Raw genomic sequence first — 18,543 nt, forward strand, 5'->3', positions numbered from 1 at the left:
CACTCGCTGCCGTGGCTGCGCAGCGCCCACAACCAATCAATCGAAAAAGCTCTTCACGCGGTCGAACCAGCTTTTGCTCTGCGGGCTGTGACGCGGGCCGCCCTCGACGAGCGACTTCTCGAACTGCTTGAGCAGATCGCGCTGCGTATCGGTCAGCTTCACGGGCGTCTCGACCTGCACGTGGACGTATAGATCGCCCGGCACGCTCGAGCGCAGACCCTTGATGCCCTTGCCGCGCAGACGGAACGTCTTGCCCGACTGCGTGCCCTCGGGCACCGGGAAGGTCGCCCGGCCAGCCAGCGTCGGTACTTCGATCTCGCCGCCGAGCGCCGCCGTCGTGAACGGAATCGGCATCTGGCAGTGCAGATCGTCGCCGTCGCGCTCGAACACCGAGTGCTGTTTGATGTGGATCTCGACGTACAGATCGCCCGGCGGCCCGCCGTTCACACCCGGCTCGCCGTTACCCGACGAACGGATGCGCATGCCGTCGTCGATCCCGGCCGGGATCTTGACCTCGAGCGTCTTCGTTTCCTTCACCTTGCCCGCGCCGTGGCAGTGCACGCAGGGGTCGGGGATGTGCGTGCCGCTGCCGTGACACTTCGGGCACGTCTGCTGGATGCTGAAAAAGCCTTGCGACATGCGCACCGCGCCCGCACCGTGACAGGTCGGGCAAGTCTCGGGCTTCGTGCCGGGCTTGGCGCCCGAGCCGTGGCACACCTCGCACGACACCCAGCTCGGCACGCGGATCTGCGTGTCGCAGCCATGCGCGGCCTGCTCGAGCGTGATCTCCATGCTGTAGCGCAGATCGGCGCCGCGATAAACCTGCGGCCCCGCGCGGCCACCGCGTGCAGCTCCGCCGGCCGCCTGACCGAAGATGTCGCCGAAGATGTCGCCGAACGCATCGGCGAAGCCGCCAAAGCCGTGCGCGCCCGCGCCGGCCATGTTCGGGTCCACGCCCGCGTGGCCGTACTGATCGTAGGCCGCGCGCTTTTGCGAATCCGAGAGCATTTCATAGGCTTCCTTCCCCTCCTTGAAATGCTCCTCGGCGTTCTTGTTGTCCGGATTGCGGTCGGGGTGGTACTTCATCGCGAGCTTGCGATACGCCTTCTTGATCTCGTCGTCGCTCGCGTTTTTCGCAACGCCCAGAACCTCGTAGTAATCCCGTTTCGCCATCGGTTCACCGCCGGTGCGCGCACAGCGCGCCCGCTCCTTTCAATACTGTGGAGTCTCGCGACTCGTTCGGCGTGCGCAGCCCGGCCCTTGGCCAGCCCTACGCCCCACCCTTTATAAAGCAATGTGCCCGGAGAACCCGAAGGCCCGCCAGGCGCGTGAAAAGCCGGCGCATTCGTTGCGCCGGCCATCGTTTCCAGCTCCAGCTAGGCCGAAGCTCAGTCCTTCTTCACTTCCTTGAACTCGGCGTCGACCACGTCGTCCTCGGGCGCGCTCGCGCTCGCACCTGCCGACGCACCCGCACCTGCCGCCGCACCCGCGGCACCCGCCGCGCCTTGTGCCTGCATGTCGGCGTACATCTTCTCGCCGAGCTTTTGCGACGACGTCGCGACCGCTTCGATCTTCGCCTCGATCTCGGCCTTGTCGGCCGAGTTGCTCTTCAGCGTTTCCTCGAGATCCTTCAGCGCCGCCTCGATCTTCTCCTTCTCGCTCGAGTCGATCTTGTCGCCGTACTCGGTGAGCGCCTTCTTCGTGCTGTGCACGAGCGCGTCGCCCTGGTTGCGTGCGTCGGCCAGCTCGCGCAGACGGTGATCTTCCTCAGCGTTCGCTTCGGCGTCCTTCACCATCTTCTCGATCTCGGCTTCGGACAGACCCGAGTTCGCCTTGATCGTGATCTTGTTTTCCTTGCCGGTCGCCTTGTCCTTCGCGCCGACGTGCAGGATGCCGTTCGCGTCGATGTCGAACGTCACTTCGATCTGCGGCACGCCACGCGGTGCGGGCGGAATGCCTTCGAGGTTGAACTCGCCGAGCAGCTTGTTGCCGGCCGCCATTTCGCGTTCACCCTGATACACCTTGATCGTCACGGCCGACTGGCTGTCGTCCGCCGTCGAATACACCTGCGCGTGCTTCGTCGGGACCGTGGTGTTCTTGTTGATCATCTTCGTCATCACGCCGCCGAGCGTTTCGATGCCCAGCGAGAGCGGCGTCACGTCGAGCAGCAGCACGTCCGTACGGTCGCCCGACAGAACCTGCCCTTGAATCGCGGCACCGACGGCCACCGCTTCATCCGGGTTCACGTCGCGGCGCGGGTCCTTGCCGAAGAACTCCTTGACCGTTTCCTGCACCTTCGGCATACGCGTCATGCCGCCGACGAGAATCACGTCTTCGATGTCGCTGACCTTCACGCCTGCGTCCTTGATCGCGATGCGGCACGGCTCGACCGTGCGCGCGATCAGGTCTTCGACGAGCGCTTCGAGCTTCGCGCGCGTGATCTTCAGGTTCAAGTGCTTCGGACCCGAGGCGTCGGCGGTGATGTACGGCAGGTTGATTTCGGTCTGCTGGCTCGACGAGAGCTCGATCTTCGCCTTTTCGGCCGCTTCCTTCAGGCGTTGCAGCGCGAGCACGTCCTTCGACAGATCGACGCCTTGTTCCTTTTTGAACTCGCCGATGATGTAGTCGATGATGCGCTGGTCGAAGTCTTCACCGCCGAGGAACGTGTCGCCGTTCGTCGAGAGCACTTCGAATTGCATTTCACCGTCGACGTCCGCGATTTCGATGATCGAGATGTCGAACGTGCCGCCGCCGAGGTCGTACACGGCAATCTTGCGGTCACGCTTTTCCTGCGCCTTGTCGAGACCGAACGCCAGCGCTGCGGCCGTCGGCTCGTTGATGATGCGCTTGACTTCGAGACCGGCGATGCGGCCGGCGTCCTTCGTGGCCTGGCGCTGGCTGTCGTTGAAGTAGGCCGGCACCGTGATCACGGCTTCCGTGACCGGCTCGCCGAGATAGTCTTCGGCCGTCTTCTTCATCTTGCGCAGCACTTCAGCCGAGATTTGCGGCGGCGCGAGCTTCTGATCGTGCGCTTCGACCCAGGCATCGCCGTTGTTGGCCTTGATGATCTTGTAGGGCATCAAGCCGATGTCCTTTTGCACTTCCTTTTCGTCGAAACGGCGACCGATCAGGCGCTTGACCGCGAACAGCGTGTTCTTCGGGTTCGTCACGGACTGACGCTTCGCCGGTGCGCCGACGAGCACTTCACCGTCGTCCATGTAGGCGATGATCGACGGCGTCGTGCGGGTGCCTTCCGAGTTCTCGATCACCTTGACCTGATTGCCTTCCATCAGCGCCACGCACGAGTTCGTGGTGCCGAGGTCGATGCCGATGATTTTGCCCATTTTCCTAATCTCCTAAACTTTCGATCGCTTTGGGGCGGTGCCCGTCCGGCACGACAACCCATTCAATTCAAACCTGCACTCAACATGAGTGCTGCCGCACCGTTTTCAAGCCCCTTCGAGCGATGCGGTCTTTAAATTTTTTCAATCGCGCGGTGCGCCTCGTCGAGCCGCAGCCAAACGCTTACTTCGGCTGCGCGACGGTCACGAGCGCCGGACGCAGGACGCGATCGGCGATCACATAACCCTTTTGCAACACGGTAACGACCGTGTTGGGCTCCTGCTCGGCCGGCACCATCGAAATGGCCTGGTGGCGATGCGGGTCGAATTTTTCGCCGACCGGGTTCAACGCCGCTACTTTGCCTTTCTCCAGCGCGCTCGAGAGCTGGCGCAGCGTGAGCTCGACGCCTTCGCGCAGCTTGGCGGCGTCGCCCGTCGAGTCGGCAAGCGCGGCCTCGAGGCTGTCGATCACGGGCAGCAGATGCTCGGCGAAGCCTTCGATCGCGAACTTGCGCGCCTTCGTGACGTCCTCGTGCGCACGGCGGCGAACGTTCTCGGTCTCGGCCTTGGCGCGCAGGACGCTCTCGCCGAGCTCGGCGATCTTCGCCTGGGCTTCGCCCAACGCGGCTTCGGCTGCGTTTTCGGGTTGAGCTTGAGCAGCGGCTGCGGCGCCTTGTGCCGCGACGTTCTCGGCAGCCGGTTGCGCGGTTTCGTCCGCAGGCGCGGCGTTCTGGTTGGCCGGATTGTCTTGCGTATGTTCCATGTCGCTGAAATCGTCCAAAAATTAATCAAAAGCAAAACGGCGGCAGGCATGTTTCCGACGCATGTCGCGTCGCGCTATCCACCGGAGCCGGCCGGGCCGGCAGCCGAGTGTTGCGGAAATACAACCTGCCGGCGTGCATTAGGGGCGCAGATGGGGGTGGCCCGTGCGAATTCAAGAGGCCCGCCCAGTCTTTCCACACGATGATCGGTCCCTAAAACGGGAAACGAACGGTAACACTCGTTACGGCACCGAGGCCGAAACCGCGTTGAGCACCATTGTGGTTTGCCCTAAACTGCCCTCATGCGTTTCGAGTCCAGGCGCCATGCGCGCAGCACCGGAACGCCGCCGTATCGCCATCCGAGTACCTGTGTCCGTATCGCCCTCTCCGTTGGAGGAGTACCGTGAAACTGACCTTTGCTACTGCGGTGGTCGCCCTGGTACTCATCGCGGGCACCACGACCATCTGCATGTCCGGGGCCGTCACCGACAACACGACCGAGTACGGCAGCGTCCATGCGACGCTCGAACAGCTTTTCAGTCCCCACCTGAAAATTTGTCGATGACGCGCCGATCACGTTTGGTCGGCCTGCCCTGCAACGTCGCTGCAGGCTCGCGAAACGTCTTGCGCCGCTCCGCTTCCACAGCCCGCCTGGCCTGACTGTCGGGCGTTTCCTCATACAGCGTCTGGGCCACGCTGGCCGGCCCGCGCACATCGCAGACACCGAGCACGCGCACCTGCCAGACGATCCCCTCGATCTCGACTTCGACGAGATCGCCGACACGCACCTCTTTGGCCGGCTTGACCGCCGCCCCGCCGATGCGCACGCGGCCCTTCTCCACGGTATCGGCCGCCAGCGAGCGCGTCTTGAAAAAACGAGCGGCCCACAGCCATTTGTCGATGCGCATGCGCGCACCCGGTTCGGTCGAGATCTTGTAGTTCATCGCAATCAGAAAAGAGAGGCGTGCCGCTTGCACCGTTGCCGGTCATGCGCAGCAAGGATCCTGCCTGCGGCGGAACCCAGCGCTTGAGCCTGGCTCGTCATGCGACGGCACCGAGCGGCGAGGACGCCCGCGCCGGCCAGCCCTGCAGATGCTGGGCAACGATCTCACCGAGCGCGGCGATCCAGGCCGGCGCCGCATTGAGACAAGGAATCCTGTGAAACGCCTTGCCACCCGCATGCAGGAACTCGTCGCGCACTTCGATACCGATCTCCTCGATCGTTTCGAGGCAGTCGGCGGTGAAGCCGGGACAGAACACGTCGGCGCGGCGCACGCCCGCGGCACCAAGTTCGTGCAGCGTGGGCGCCGTATAGGGCTGCAACCACTCCGCCTTGCCGAATCGCGACTGGAAGGTCACACGGCACTCCGTCGACGTGAGCCCGAGCTCGCCCATCAGCAGGGCGGCCGTCTGCCGGCACTGGTCGTGGTACGGGTCGCCGAGATCGAGCGTCCGCTTGGGCACGCCGTGAAAGCTCAGCACGAGTTTGTCACCGGCCGCGAACTCGGGCCGGCCGTGTGCCGCCCAGTATTGCCGCACCTGCTCGGCCAGCGCGTGGATATAGGCGGGATGGTCGCAATAGTGCCGCACCGTGCGGATCTCGGGCTGATTGCGCATATGCCGCAATGCGGCGAACGCTTCATCGAATGCCGTGGCCGTGGTCGACGCGGAATATTGCGGATACATCGGCATCAGCAAGACGCGCTCGGCGCCCGCGAGCTTGAGCTGGTTCAGCATGGCACCTATACCGGGTGTGCCGTAGCGCATCGCATAGTCGACGATGATCGGATATTCGTTCGCGTGCAGCAGCTGCCGCACCGCCTCCGTCTGCTTTTCCGTATGCACGCGCAGCGGTGAGCCTTCGGGCATCCAGACGGCGGCGTACTTCTTGGCCGACGAGCGTCCGCGCAGCGGCAGGATCAGGCCGCGCAGCAGCGGCTGCCAGATCGGCGCGGGAATCTCGACGACGCGGGGATCCGACAGGAACTGCGCGAGATAGCGGCGCACGGCGCCCGGTGTCGGTGCATCGGGCGTGCCGAGGTTGATCAGCAGCACGGCGACGCGATGGGACGTGGCAGGCTGCGACGGCAGCTCGAGATCGAAACGCATGTGTGGAAAAAGCATGCCTCACAACGCGGAAAACGGCAGCGAGGCTTCGGTTCAGGTGAGGGCCATTATAGCGGCGCGTCTGCCGCGCCCTCACTAGCCATTCGGCCAATGGGCGGCATGCGGCAAAACGCGGCACGATAGCCATCACCAGCGTGCAACCCGGGGCAGCGGTGCAGGCTGCACGCAGCCGCTACTGCTGGCTCAACGCCGTCGACAGAAGCCGTGCGGTGATGTCGACGATCGGAATGACACGGCTGTACGCCATGCGCGTCGGCCCGATCACGCCGAGCGTGCCGACGATCGTGCCGTTGACCTCGTAAGGTGCCGTCACCACGCTCATTTGCTCGATCGGCACGAGCTTCGACTCGCCCCCGATGAAAATCTGCACGCCTTGGGCGTGGCTCGACACGTCGAGTAACTGCAGGAGGCTCGTCTTTTGGTCAAAGATGTCGAACAGCTTGCGCAACCGCGCCATGTCAGACGAAAGGTCCGCCACTTCGAGCAGATTGCGCTCGCCCGAGATCAGCACGGTTTCGCCGGTATCGGTTTCCTCGGTGCTGGCCGTGACGGCCGCATGCATGAGCGCCGTCATGTCGCCCCGCAACTCGTCGATCTCCTCGCGCAGCCGCCGACGCACCTCGTCGAACGACAACCCGGCGAAATGCGCGTTGATGTAATTGGATGCTTCGGTCAGCTGCGAGGGCGTGTAGTCGCGCTGGGTCGCCATGATGCGGTTTTGCACGTCGCCTTCGGGCGTCACGATGATGAGCAGGATGCGCTTGTCGGACAAGCGCATGAACTCGATCTGCTTGAAGACGTGGCTGCGCCGCGGCGTCAGCACGACCCCGGCGAACTGCGACAGGTTCGACAACACGCTCGCGGCCGCCGCCACCACCTTCTGCGGCTCGCCGGGCTGCAGCGTCGTACGCACTGCGCGCGTCACCGCGTCTTCGTCGGCCACCGATTCGACGGTCAGCATGGTATCGACGAACAAGCGGTAGCCGCGCGGCGTCGGCACACGCCCCGCCGACGTATGGGGGCTCACTACCAGCCCGAGCTCCTCGAGGTCCGACATCACGTTGCGAATCGTCGCCGGACTCAATTCGAGCCCGGAGTACCGCGACAACGTGCGCGAGCCGACCGGCTGACCTTCGGCGATATACCGTTCGATCAGCGTCTTGAGGAGAGTTTGTGCGCGAGGTTCTAACATGACGCAAAATTTTAGCCGAACAGCAAGGGCCCCGGGAGCGTCTAGCCGCGCCCGGCGAGCTGCCGCATTCCCGTCCGGCCGACGGAAACACCCGATCAGACACCACCGCTCGGCATCGTGCGCCGAACGGCGGGCGCGTCATCGGTACGTCATCATTCTAGCGACAAATAAAAGCATGCGAACCTGCTTACCGCATCCGTTCGAGTAGGCAAGCCGACAGGGCGGTTCTTTTCGACTCTCACCTATGGTGTAATGCCGGCATGGAAATTGGCAGCCAGTTCAAGACCGTTGCGCTCGTCGGGCGCAGCAATACGCCCGGCATCGGCGAGCCGCTGACGGCGCTCGCCGCTTGCATCGCCAAGCGCGGCTTCGAGGTGGTGTTCGAGGCAGAGACCGCGCGCGAAATCGGCGTGACCGGCTACGCGGCGCTCACGCCGGCCGAGATCGGCGCACGCGCCGACGTGGCCGTCGTGCTCGGCGGCGACGGCACGATGCTCGGCATCGGCCGCCAGCTCGCGCCCTACCGCACGCCGCTGATCGGCGTGAACCAGGGCCGGCTCGGGTTCATCACCGACATCCCCATTACGGAGATGCAGCAGCGCGTGATGCAGATGCTAGCCGGCAGCTTCGAGCGCGAAGAGCGCTCGCTGCTCGAGGCGCGCATCGAGCGCGACGGCGAGCCGATCTACCACGCCATCGCGTTCAACGACGTCGTCGTGAACCGCAGCGGCGTTTCGGGCATGGCCGAGCTGCGCGTCTTCGTCGACGGCCGCTTCATGTACAACCAGCGCTCGGACGGCCTGATCGTCGCGACCCCCACCGGCTCGACGGCTTACGCGCTGTCGTCGCAGGGGCCGATCCTGCATCCGCAGCTGCAAGGCATCGTACTCGTGCCCATCGCCCCACACGCGCTGTCGAACCGGCCGATCGTGTTGCCTGACGACAGTAACGTGCGCATCCAGATCGTCGGCGGGCGTGACGTCAACGTGAATTTCGACATGCAGTCGTTTACCGCGCTGCAGCTCAACGACACGATCGAGGTGCGCCGTTCGCGGCACACCGTCCCCTTTCTGCATCCGGTCGGCTACAGCTACTACGCGACTTTGCGCCAGAAGCTGCACTGGAACGAGCATCCTTCCGATGAAGAGGGCGCGGCGCCCTAGGCGCTCGCGCGTGCCCCGGCAGGGTAAGGCCGGTCCATCGAATACGCCGTCAACACGACTCCCATGCTCCGCCATCTTTCGATACGCGACTTCGTCATCGTCGCCGCGCTCGACCTCGAATTCGACCGTGGCTTCACCGTCTTTTCCGGCGAAACAGGCGCCGGAAAATCGATCCTTATCGACGCGCTCGCGCTCACGCTCGGTGCGCGTGCCGATGCCGGCGTCGTGCGCACGGGTACGAGCCGGGCCGACCTCACCGCCGAGTTCGCCGCGAGCCCCGAGGTCATGCGCTGGCTCGACGAACACGCACTGGCCGGCGCGGAGCCCGACGGCGCGGACACTGGCGATTGCCGCGTCTTGCTGCGCCGCGTCGTCGACAGCAACGCGCGCTCACGCGCCTTCATCAACGGCACGCCGGCCACGCTCGCGCAGCTGCGCGAAGTCGGCGAAATGCTCGTCGACATTCACGGCCAGCATGCGCACCAACTGCTGATGCGTCCCGATGCGCAACGCATGCTGTTCGACACCCATGCGGGCCTCACCCAGGCGGCCACGAACGTGGCGCGCGCACACCGTGCCTGGCGCGACGCCGCGCACGCGCTCGAGCTCGCCCATACGCGCGATCGAGAATTGCAGCTCGAGCGCGAACGGCTCGCATGGCAGCTGACCGAGCTCGACAAGCTCGCGCCGCAAGCCGGCGAGTGGGAAGAGATCAGCGCCGAGCACCGCCGGCTCGCGCATTCGGCGAACCTCATCGACGGCGTGCGCGGCGCGCTCGATGCGCTATCGGAATCCGACGAAGCGATGATCGGCCAGCTCGGCTCGATCATCTCGAAGCTGCGCGACCTGGCCGAGATCGATCCGGCGCTCGGCGACGCACTCGCAGCACTCGAGCCGGCCGAAATCCAGTTGCGCGAGGCCAGCTACTCGCTCACGCACTATGCGCAACGACTGGAGCTCGACCCGGACCGCCTCGCGCAAGTCGAGCACCGCCTCGATGCGCTGCACTCGCTCGCACGCAAGTTCCGTCTGCAACCCGAGACGCTGCCGGAAGAGCACGAAGCGCGCCGGGCACAACTGGCCGCGCTCGATGCGGCGGCCGACCTCGATTCGCTGACGGCAAGGGTCGAGGCCACGCATCGCGCCTATATGACCGAGGCCAAGCAGCTGTCGAAAGCGCGCGCGAAAGCCGCCAAGGCGCTCGGCGTGGCCGTGACGACAGGCATGCAGGAATTGTCGATGGCGGGCGGCAGCTTCGAAGTCGCGCTCGTCTCGCTCACCGAAGGCGGCGCACACGGACTCGAGCAGATCGAGTTCCGCGTGGCCGGCCATGCCGGCGTACCGCTGCGCCCGCTCGCGAAAGTCGCGTCGGGCGGCGAACTCGCACGTATCAGCCTCGCGTTGGCCGTCATTGCTAGCGCCGCGAGCCCGACACCCACGCTGATCTTCGACGAAGTCGACACGGGCATCGGCGGTGGCGTCGCCGAAGTGGTCGGGCGCCTGCTCCATCAGCTCGGCCGCGACCGCCAGGTGCTATGCGTCACGCATTTGCCGCAAGTCGCGGCGCGCGGAGATCACCACTTTCAGGTGGCCAAAGCCGCGGACGGCGCCGGCGGAACGCTCTCCACCGTTAGCGCGCTCAACCACGCGAACCGCATCGAGGAAGTCGCCCGCATGCTGGGCGGCCTCGAAATCACCGCCACCACGCGCAAGCACGCGAAAGAAATGCTGGCCGCCTAACGCCAGCCGCCCCGCCACGGAGGCTTGCGCACGGGCGCGGCCTCCGCCCTCCCGCGCCGCGCCCCTCCCTTCTCCATGGGAGTCAGCCGAACACGCGCTGCCACAATTTGAGCACGGCTTCACGCTCGGCGGCGATGCGCTCGTGTTCCACGCGCGCGGCTTCCATCCCGTCCAGCCGCAGCCGGTGCTGCAGCTTGCGGTAAGTCCGGTAGGCACCGCCGACCGTCTCGGCCTCCTGCTCGCTCATCATCCCGAAGTGCGAGACTTCGCGCAGCAGCGCGATGTTGCCCGTGTTGCTGATCAGTTCGGGGTGACGCTCCGCGTGCAGCAGCACCCAGTACTGCACGATGAACTCGATGTCGACCATGCCGCCGCGGTCGTGCTTGAGGTCGAACAGCGTGCTGCGATTGGGATGGCCTGCCGCCACTTTCTCGCGCATCGCCTTGATTTCGGCCGCTAGCGGCGCGCTATCGCGCGGCGTCGTCAGCACGCGTTCGCGAATCGCCTCGAAAGCGGCGCCGATCGTGCTATCGCCGGCGCAAAAGCGTGCGCGCGTGAGCGCCTGGTGCTCCCACACCCAAGCCGTGTTGGCGGCGTCTCCTTCGCGCAGCTGATAGCGCCGGAACGCATCGAGGTCGGTGATCAAGAGCCCCGACTCGCCGTTCGGCCGCAATCGCAGATCGACGTCGAACAGCGTCCCGGCGCCCGTGGCCGACGTGAGCCAGGTGATGAGCCGCCGCGTGAAGGTCGCGTAGACGTCGGCGGCTTGCTCGTCGGGGTCGTCGTAAAGAAAGATCAGATCGAGGTCCGACGCATAGCCAAGCTCTTTGCCGCCAAGCTTGCCGTATGCGATCACGGCAAAGCGCGGCACGTCGCGATGGCGCTTGGCCAGTTGCTGCCAAACGGCGTCGATCGTCACGTCGAGCACCGAGTCGGCGAGCTCGGAGAGCCGGTCGCTGACCTGCTCGACCGTCAGCTTGCCGGCCAGATCGATCAGCAGGATGCGGAACACTTCAGCCTGATGCGCGTGGCGCAGCAAGTCCATCTGATGCTCGACGCCATCGGCCGCGGCCAGGCGTTTACGCAACGACGCCTTGAACCCGGCCCAATCGAACGGGCTGGCGATCGCTTCGTCGTCGAGCAGTTCGTCGAGCAGCTGCGGATGCCGGGTCAGGTAGCCGGCCGCCCAACGCGAGGCCCCGAGCAGGCCCAGCACACGCTCGAGCGCGGCCGGATATTCGTTGAGCAACGCGAGGTACGCGCCGCGGCGGCCGACCGCCTCGAGCAGATCGAACAGCCGCACGATCGTCTGGCCGCGCTTGTCCGCGGGCTCGAGCTTGGCCGCGATCTCGAGTGCACGCCGTGCGATCGCGTCGAACCGCTCCCGGCTGCGCTCGGGCAGCCCCTGGTAGCGCGACGATTGCCGCATGCCGCGCAAGCGCGAGAGCACCTCGGCCGCGTCGGCGATGCCGAGCGTCTGCAAGCGCGCGAGCAGCTCAGCGCCAGCGGCTTCGTCGTCGAGGTCGCTGCTCCAGAGCTCGGCGGCGACGCTCTCGTCATCGCCGCGCGTTTTGTCGGCAAAGATTTGATCGAACTGCGCCTCGACGATCTCGCGATAACCATCGAGTTTGGCTTTCAGTGCTGCGTAGTCGGCGAAACCCAGGGAGGCCGCCAGCCGCATGCGCTCCTCGGGATCGACCGGCATGGCGTGCGTCTGCGCGTCGTGGCGGTATTGGAGCCGATGTTCGAGCTCGCGCAGGAAGCGGTAGGCATGCGAAAGATCGGCGCAGACGGACGGCGAGATCAGTCCACACTGGGTCGCATGGCGCAGCACCGCGAGCGTCGGACGCACGCGAAAACCGGCATCCTGACCGCCGCGAATCAACTGGAAGACTTGTGCGCTGAATTCGATCTCGCGAATACCGCCGCGGCCCAGCTTGATGTCGTCGGCCTTGTCGGGACGCATCGTGGCGCGGCGGCGTGCCTCTTCGCGAATCTGCTGATGCAGCGAGCGGATCGCCGCGATCACGCCGAAGTCGAGGTAGCGCCGGTAGACGAACGGCTTGACGAGCGCCTCGAGCTGGCTCGAAAGCCGCTGCGCCGCCGGGCTCTCGCCCTCGGAGACGAGGCGCCCCTTGATCCACGCGTAGCGCTCCCACTCGCGGCCCTGTACATAGAAATACTCTTCGAGCATGCCGAGGCTGCACACGAGCGGCCCCGAATCGCCGTTCGGACGCAGCCGCATGTCGACGCGGAACACGTAGCCATCGGCGGTCACCTCGGCCAGTGCGCCGATCAGCCGGCGCCCGAGCCGCGTGAAGAAATCCTGCGTGGCGATCGGCGCGCGCGTGCCGCCAGCCGTCTCGCCGTCGTCCTCGTAGACGAAAATGAGGTCGATGTCCGACGACGCGTTGAGCTCGCGCCCACCCAGCTTGCCCATGCCGACCACGCCGAGCGTGAGCCGCTCCCCATCCTGCCCGCGCGGCTCGCCGAACAACGCTTCGAGATCGGCCGACAGCACCGCCAGCGCGCGCTGGATCACCGCCTCGGCGAGGTCCGTCATCGTGCCCGTGACTTCGGCGAGGTCGGCGCGGCCCGCCAGGTCGCGCTCCATGACGGTGCAGAACACTTCGGTGCGCAGGCGGCGCAGCACGTGGCGAAGCGCGTCTTCACCCAGCGGCGTCGTGGGTGCGAGGCCCTGCGCCCCTCGATACTCGGCGGTCAAGGCATCGAGCCGGGCATCGATGCGCTCGCGCGTGACGCTCTCCTGCGCCCAATCGGCGATCTGTGCGGCAAGCTCAGGCCGCGCAGCAACCGCACGCGCGACATAGGACGAGTAATGGGAACTCAGCAATTCGGCGAAGGTCATGAAGGAATGTGGCTCGCTTGTTGCGCTGGGGTGTCGCGAGGTGCGCCGGCGCGCAAGTCGCAGGGATGGCGATCTTCGCGGCGCAAGCGCGGCAAGGGTTTTCGGCAAAAGGCCGAGACGAGGCGCTGTGATACATTTCGTCGTCTGAGACGCAAAACTACCATATCCCCGATTTACCGCAGCATGTCCGACAGCAAGGAATCCGCCGAAGCCACCTTCGCCGGACACGCACGCCCCGATGATCCGCTGTTGCGCCGTCTGCTCAAAATAGCCCTCGCGGCCGCGTTCATCATCTACTGCCTCGCCGCAGGCCTCTTTCTGGGCCTGCGTTATGTCGTCCTGCCGCGCATCGACGATTTTCGTCCGCGCATCGAAGCCCTGGTCTCCACGAAGTTGAACGCCCAGCTGCGGATCGGCAAGCTCGCCGCGCACTGGTCCGGCCTGGAGCCCGGAATCGACGTGACCGACCTCACGATCCGCGATCGGGACGGCCGCCTCGCGCTGACCGTGCCGCATGCGACGGCGTCGCTGTCTTGGTCGTCGCTGGTGCGCGTACGGCCGGTGCTCGCGAGTCTCGTCGTCGAACGACCCGACGTGCTCGTCGCGCGTGCCGCCGACGGCACCCTGTCGGTCGGCGGCATACAGGTCGCGACCACGCACGCCGGCAGCGACACGTTCTCGACCTGGCTGCTCTCCCAGCAGGCCATCGTGCTGCGCGGCGGGACGCTGCGCTGGCGCGACGCGCGCAAAGCGGCGCCCGAGCTCGCACTGCACGAGATCCGCGCGGCGATTCTGAACAGCGGGCTCACGCATCGCGTGGCCTTGCAGGCGCCGCCCGACGGCACGGTGCTCAAAGGCCCGCTCGACTTTCGCGCCCGCTTTCGCCATCTGCCCCTCGCGGTGGCCGGCAAGCCGCAGAACTGGAGCGGGCAGGCGTACGTGTCGACGGGCCCGGTCGATCTGCCCGCGCTCGCGCGTTACGTCGACTTTCCGATCGAGACTTACGCGGGCCACATCGACAACGCGATCTGGCTGGGCTTCTCCGGCGGCCATATCCGCTCGGCCAGCGGTCAGCTGCAAGGCTACGAAGTCGCGCTGCGCGTGCGTCCGACGCAACCGCGCCTCGACATGCCGGTCGCCCGCTTCGGCTGGACGCTGCAAATCGAGCCGCATCGCGACTACCGTCTGAGACTGACGAACCTGCACGCCGAACTGGGCCAGCCGCCGCTGGCCGATGGCACGCCGGTCTCGCGCACGCTCGCGCTCACGACGCTGTCGGGTCACTACCGCGTGCCGAGCGTCGAGGCGGGCCAACTGATGGAGGTGTCCGGCGACCGCGTCGACCTCGGCCTCCTCGCCGAATTCTCGCGCGCGCTGCCGGTACCGCGCCGCTTCCTCGACGAGCTCGTGCGGTTCGATCCGCGCGGCATGGTCGCCAACTACACGATCGGCGTCGAGCGTGCCCGCCCGGTCGACGCGCTCGCCGCGAACGAAGAACGGGTGAGCGGCACCGCGCCGGTCGTGCACTACCGGTTCAAAGGCGAGCTGCAAGGCATCAGCCTGTCGGCGCAGGAGCCGCCGCCAGGGCTGTCGCCGGCGGGCCACCCGCGCGCGGGCTTGCCTGGCTTCGAAAATCTGTGGGGCACGATCGATGCGGACGAAACGCACGGCACCGTGAGCCTCGATACGGTCAACGCCGCGCTGACGGTTCCTGGCGAATTCGACGATCCACGCCTGACCTTCACGCGGCTCGCCGGACACGGCGAGTGGACGGTCACGCCTGCGCCCGGGCAGCCGCACAAGGCCTTTGCGATACGCGTCGCGGACCTGCGCGTCGAAAATGACGACACCGTCGGCCGGGTCGTGGCGAACTATACGAACCCGGGCCACGGCCGCGGTTCGCTCGATCTGACGGCCAACATCGAGCGCGCCAAGGTGCCCGCCATTCCGCGTTATCTGCCGACGAGCGTCGGCGACCATCTGCGCCACTACCTGGGACACGGTCTGCAGGACGGCGTCAGCCGCAATGCGACGATCGAAGTGCATGGCGGGCTCGACGAATTCCCCTACTCGCGCAATCCGAAGGCGGGCATTTTCCGCATCGTCGCGCCGTTCACGGGCGGCAAGTTCGATCCCACGCCGTACCCACAGAAGACGCTCAAGAACGGCACGCCGGACGTCTGGCCTGCGTTCGACGGCATCGACGGCGTCTTTACGCTGCGCGAGAACGTCCTGCGCTTCGACATCGACCGGGCCCGCTATAAACAGGTGGCGCTCGAGCACGTCACCGGACGCATCGACGATCTCGGCACGCACGCCTCGAACCTCATCATCGACGGCCACGCGCGCGGTCCGCTCCCCGATTTTCTCGCCTACGTCAACGACAGCGCGGTGGCCGGCATGACCGGGCACGTCGGCGACAAGCTCAGCGCGAGCGGCCCGGCCACGCTGGCGCTCACGCTGACCGTGCCGCGCACGGCCGACGCGCACGTGAGCGTGGCGGGCACCGTCGGCCTGCTCGGCAATACGATCGCTGCACCGCAATGGCCGCCGCTCGAACAGCTCGCGGGACGCGTGCATTTCACCGAGCACTCGCTGTCGCTCGAGCGCGTCGCGGGCCGCTGGCTCGGCGGCGGCGTACGAGCGGGCGGCGCGCTGGACTCGAACGGCAAGTACGCCTTCGACATCGATGGACGCATCGCGGCCGACAGCGCGCGCGAGCTCGACGTGCAAGGGCCCGCTACGCGGCTGCTCGGCCACCTGTTCGGCGATGCGCCGTACAGCGTGCAGGTGCGCGGCGGCAAAGGCGGCACGCCCGACATCGTCGCGAGCTCGGATCTGACCGGGCTCGCACTCGACTTCCCTGCTCCGCTCGCCAAGTCGCGCGGCACGCCGATGCCGTTCTCGTTCACGCTCAAGCCGCTCGCGAACGGGCCCTCGCCGCGCGGGCGCGCCGAGCTGCAATTGGGCCCGCTGGCCGCGTCCTACGTGCTGCATCGCGAGGCTGGCACGCCGCGCGCGCACTGGGTCGTCGAGCAAGGCGCGATCGGTATCGGCCACAGCGCCGTGCCACCGGCCGAAGGCGTGAGCGCGGTCGCCGACTTGCAGACATTCGACGCCGATGCCTGGCGTGCCCTCATCGCCGACCTGCAGCTCGGCGAAGCCTCCGCGAAAGCGGTCGCAACCGCACCGGCCGGCGAGCAGCCGCAAGCCGCGGCGGGGTTCGCGCAGGCAAGCGCCGTACCGGCGGCGCAGTTCATGCCGAGCCGGTTCATGCTGCACACGGACACATTGAAGCTGTTGAACCGCCAATGGTCGAACGTCGCGATCGATGCGACCCACGGAGAACGCGACTGGCGGGCGAAGATCGCATCGAACGAAGTCATGGGCGACGTGTTGTGGCAACCGGGCATCGCCAACGGGCCCTCCGGCGTGCTGCAGGCCCACTTCACGAAGGCGGCGATTCCGGCGTCGGCCGGCCCGGACCCGGTCGGGCAGATGATGTCGTCGACGTCGACGCAGAAAATGCCGGCCATCGACCTGCTCGTCGACGATCTGATCCTGCACGGGCGCAGCCTCGGCAAGCTCGCCGTCAACGCGCGCAACCTCGACATGGACGGCGTGCCGGTCTGGCAGCTCGACAAGCTCGAACTGACCAACCCGGCCGTCCATCTGAATGCCAACGCCAACTGGCGTGCCGCGCGCCGGCTCGGCGCCAACGCCGGCCCCGATGCGCCGCGCCGCACCGTCATCGAGTTCACGCTCGACATCGCCGATGCAGGTGGCCTGCTCGATCGCCTGGGCCTGCCGCGCACGGTGAAGGCCGGCAGCGGCTCGCTCGCGGGCAAGGTGGGCTGGCGCGGCGGCCCGACAGCCGTCGACTACCCCACGCTGAACGGCCTCATGAAGCTCGAGCTGCACCACGGGCAGATCCTGAAGGTCGACCCCGGCGTCGCGAAGCTGCTCGGCGTGCTGAGCCTGCAGAGCCTCACGCGCGTACTCACGCTGAACTTCAAGGACGTGATCGGCGAAGGCTTGCCGTTCGAGAGCGTGACGGCGACCGGCCAGGTCAACGACGGCATCGCGCGCACCGAGGACTTCCGCATGGTCACGGCACCCGTACGCGCCGATCTGGCGGGCACCGTGGACCTCGCCGCCGAAACCCAGAACCTGCGCGTGGAAGTCACGCCGACGATTAACGCGGGCTCGGCCGTGATCGCCGCGACGATCGTCAATCCGCTGGTGGGGCTCGGCGCGTTCGTCGCGAACCTGGCGCTCGCGCAATCGATCTCGCATGCGTTCGCCGTGCAGTACGCGGTCACGGGCTCGTGGTCGCATCCGCAGGTCGAGCGGGTGTCGGGCGATCGGGGTAAGATGGCTGCTCCGGCCGAGGCGACCGGCCACTGATGCTCCGACGAGTCGCCCGGCAGCATCCGACACCGAATTCATGAGCGATCGACATGCCATCCTGACGCCCTTTCGCGTGAGCGCGCTGCAAATGGTCAGCACGCCGGAGCGCGAGCGCAATCTCGACGAAGCCGGCCGGCTCATCGCCCAGGCGGCCGGTGAAGGTGCGCAGCTCGTCCTGCTGCCCGAATACTTCTGCTTCATGGGCCATCGCGAGGCCGACAAGCTGGCCATCCGCGAAACATACGGCGACGGCCCGATCCAACGGTTTCTCGCCGACAGCGCACGCCGCCACCGCGTGTGGATCATCGGCGGCACGCTGCCGCTTGCGGTCACGACCCCTACCCCGGATCACGCCCGCGTGCTGAACACGACGCTGGTCTTCGACCCCGAAGGCGTCGAGCGGGCACGCTACGACAAGATCCACCTGTTCAATTTCGAGAAAGGCAGCGAGTCGTTCGACGAGGCGCGCACGATCCGTCCAGGCAGCGAAGTGTGCGTGTTCGATGCGCCGTTCGGCCGGGTTGGATTGTCGGTCTGCTACGATCTGCGCTTTCCGGAGCTGTATCGGCGTATGGGTGACGTTGCATTGATCGTCGTGCCGTCAGCGTTCACGTATACGACGGGGCGCGCGCATTGGGAAACGCTGCTGCGAGCTCGGGCGGTCGAAAACCAGTGCTACGTGCTCGCCGCGGCGCAAGGCGGCACCCATGAAAACGGGCGCCGCACCTGGGGACACAGCATGTTGATCGACCCATGGGGCGAGATCGTCGGGCAGCGTAGCGACGAGGGCCCCGGCGTCGTGACGGGCGACATCGATCGCGCGCGCATCGACGAGGTGAGACGCAGCCTGCCCGCGTGGCGGCATCGCGTGCTGCGCTAGCGCTTGCCAAGCGTCTGCCCGAGAGAATCACTATCCACTATCCGCATTAGGCATTGCCTT

Annotated in this window: 12 protein-coding genes; 5 read left to right on the top strand and 7 right to left on the bottom strand. The window is 66.4% G+C overall.

The genetic code is table 11. The features are described 5' to 3' along the window. Positions 1-36: 36 nt before the first annotated feature. From dnaJ to grpE, 3 genes are all read right to left on the bottom strand, one after another. A complete protein-coding gene (gene dnaJ, locus D7S89_RS08155; protein WP_121277102.1) occupies positions 37-1,173 on the bottom strand; it encodes a molecular chaperone DnaJ in 1,137 nt (378 codons plus the stop codon). A gap of 215 nt (positions 1,174-1,388) precedes the next feature. Further along, on the bottom strand, positions 1,389-3,344 hold the full coding sequence (dnaK, locus tag D7S89_RS08160) for a molecular chaperone DnaK (RefSeq protein ID WP_121277103.1): 1,956 nt from the start codon (positions 3,342-3,344) through the stop codon (positions 1,389-1,391). A gap of 181 nt (positions 3,345-3,525) precedes the next feature. After that, positions 3,526-4,104: a nucleotide exchange factor GrpE gene (gene grpE, locus D7S89_RS08165; RefSeq protein ID WP_121277367.1), complete on the bottom strand. Its 579-nt coding sequence runs from the start codon at positions 4,102-4,104 to the stop codon at positions 3,526-3,528. A gap of 401 nt (positions 4,105-4,505) precedes the next feature. Between grpE and D7S89_RS27395 the strand changes: the two genes are divergently transcribed. Beyond that, positions 4,506-4,667, top strand: coding sequence for a hypothetical protein (locus D7S89_RS27395; protein ID WP_183085123.1), 162 nt, complete (start codon positions 4,506-4,508; stop codon positions 4,665-4,667). Here D7S89_RS27395 and D7S89_RS08170 read toward each other — a convergent pair. The 3 genes from D7S89_RS08170 to hrcA all read right to left on the bottom strand — a co-directional run bounded on the left by D7S89_RS08170 (position 4,639) and on the right by hrcA (position 7,421). Next, entirely contained in the window at positions 4,639-5,046 is a 408-nt protein-coding gene (locus D7S89_RS08170; RefSeq protein ID WP_121277104.1) for an RNA-binding S4 domain-containing protein, read from the bottom strand. The two genes, D7S89_RS27395 and D7S89_RS08170, sit on opposite strands and share 29 nt — an antisense overlap. Positions 5,047-5,143: 97 nt before the next feature. After that, complete coding sequence (gene hemH / locus D7S89_RS08175; protein ID WP_121277105.1) at positions 5,144-6,211, bottom strand: ferrochelatase; 1,068 nt, start codon at positions 6,209-6,211, stop codon at positions 5,144-5,146. A gap of 190 nt (positions 6,212-6,401) precedes the next feature. Beyond that, positions 6,402-7,421: a heat-inducible transcriptional repressor HrcA gene (hrcA, locus tag D7S89_RS08180; protein WP_121277106.1), complete on the bottom strand. Its 1,020-nt coding sequence runs from the start codon at positions 7,419-7,421 to the stop codon at positions 6,402-6,404. 260 nt (positions 7,422-7,681) lie between these two features. Here hrcA and D7S89_RS08185 point away from each other — a divergent pair, with 260 nt between their 5' ends. Continuing rightward, positions 7,682-8,584, top strand: coding sequence for an NAD kinase (locus D7S89_RS08185; protein ID WP_121277107.1), 903 nt, complete (start codon positions 7,682-7,684; stop codon positions 8,582-8,584). Between the two features lie 63 nt (positions 8,585-8,647). Beyond that, the gene (gene recN, locus D7S89_RS08190) at positions 8,648-10,324 is read left to right on the top strand and encodes a DNA repair protein RecN (protein WP_121277108.1); all 1,677 of its coding nucleotides are present in this window, start codon (positions 8,648-8,650) and stop codon (positions 10,322-10,324) included. A gap of 82 nt (positions 10,325-10,406) precedes the next feature. Here recN and glnE read toward each other — a convergent pair whose 3' ends face one another. Further along, on the bottom strand, positions 10,407-13,193 hold the full coding sequence (glnE, locus tag D7S89_RS08195; protein WP_121277109.1) for a bifunctional [glutamate--ammonia ligase]-adenylyl-L-tyrosine phosphorylase/[glutamate--ammonia-ligase] adenylyltransferase: 2,787 nt from the start codon (positions 13,191-13,193) through the stop codon (positions 10,407-10,409). A gap of 183 nt (positions 13,194-13,376) precedes the next feature. Between glnE and D7S89_RS08200 the strand changes: the two genes are divergently transcribed. Both D7S89_RS08200 and D7S89_RS08205 read left to right on the top strand, forming a co-directional pair. Continuing rightward, positions 13,377-17,600: a YhdP family protein gene (locus D7S89_RS08200; RefSeq protein WP_121277110.1), complete on the top strand. Its 4,224-nt coding sequence runs from the start codon at positions 13,377-13,379 to the stop codon at positions 17,598-17,600. 40 nt (positions 17,601-17,640) lie between these two features. Further along, the gene (locus D7S89_RS08205; protein ID WP_121277111.1) at positions 17,641-18,483 is read left to right on the top strand and encodes a carbon-nitrogen hydrolase family protein; all 843 of its coding nucleotides are present in this window, start codon (positions 17,641-17,643) and stop codon (positions 18,481-18,483) included. Positions 18,484-18,543 lie beyond the last annotated feature (60 nt).

Source organism: Trinickia fusca, from assembly GCF_003628145.1.
Classification (GTDB): Bacteria; Pseudomonadota; Gammaproteobacteria; order Burkholderiales; family Burkholderiaceae; genus Trinickia; species Trinickia fusca.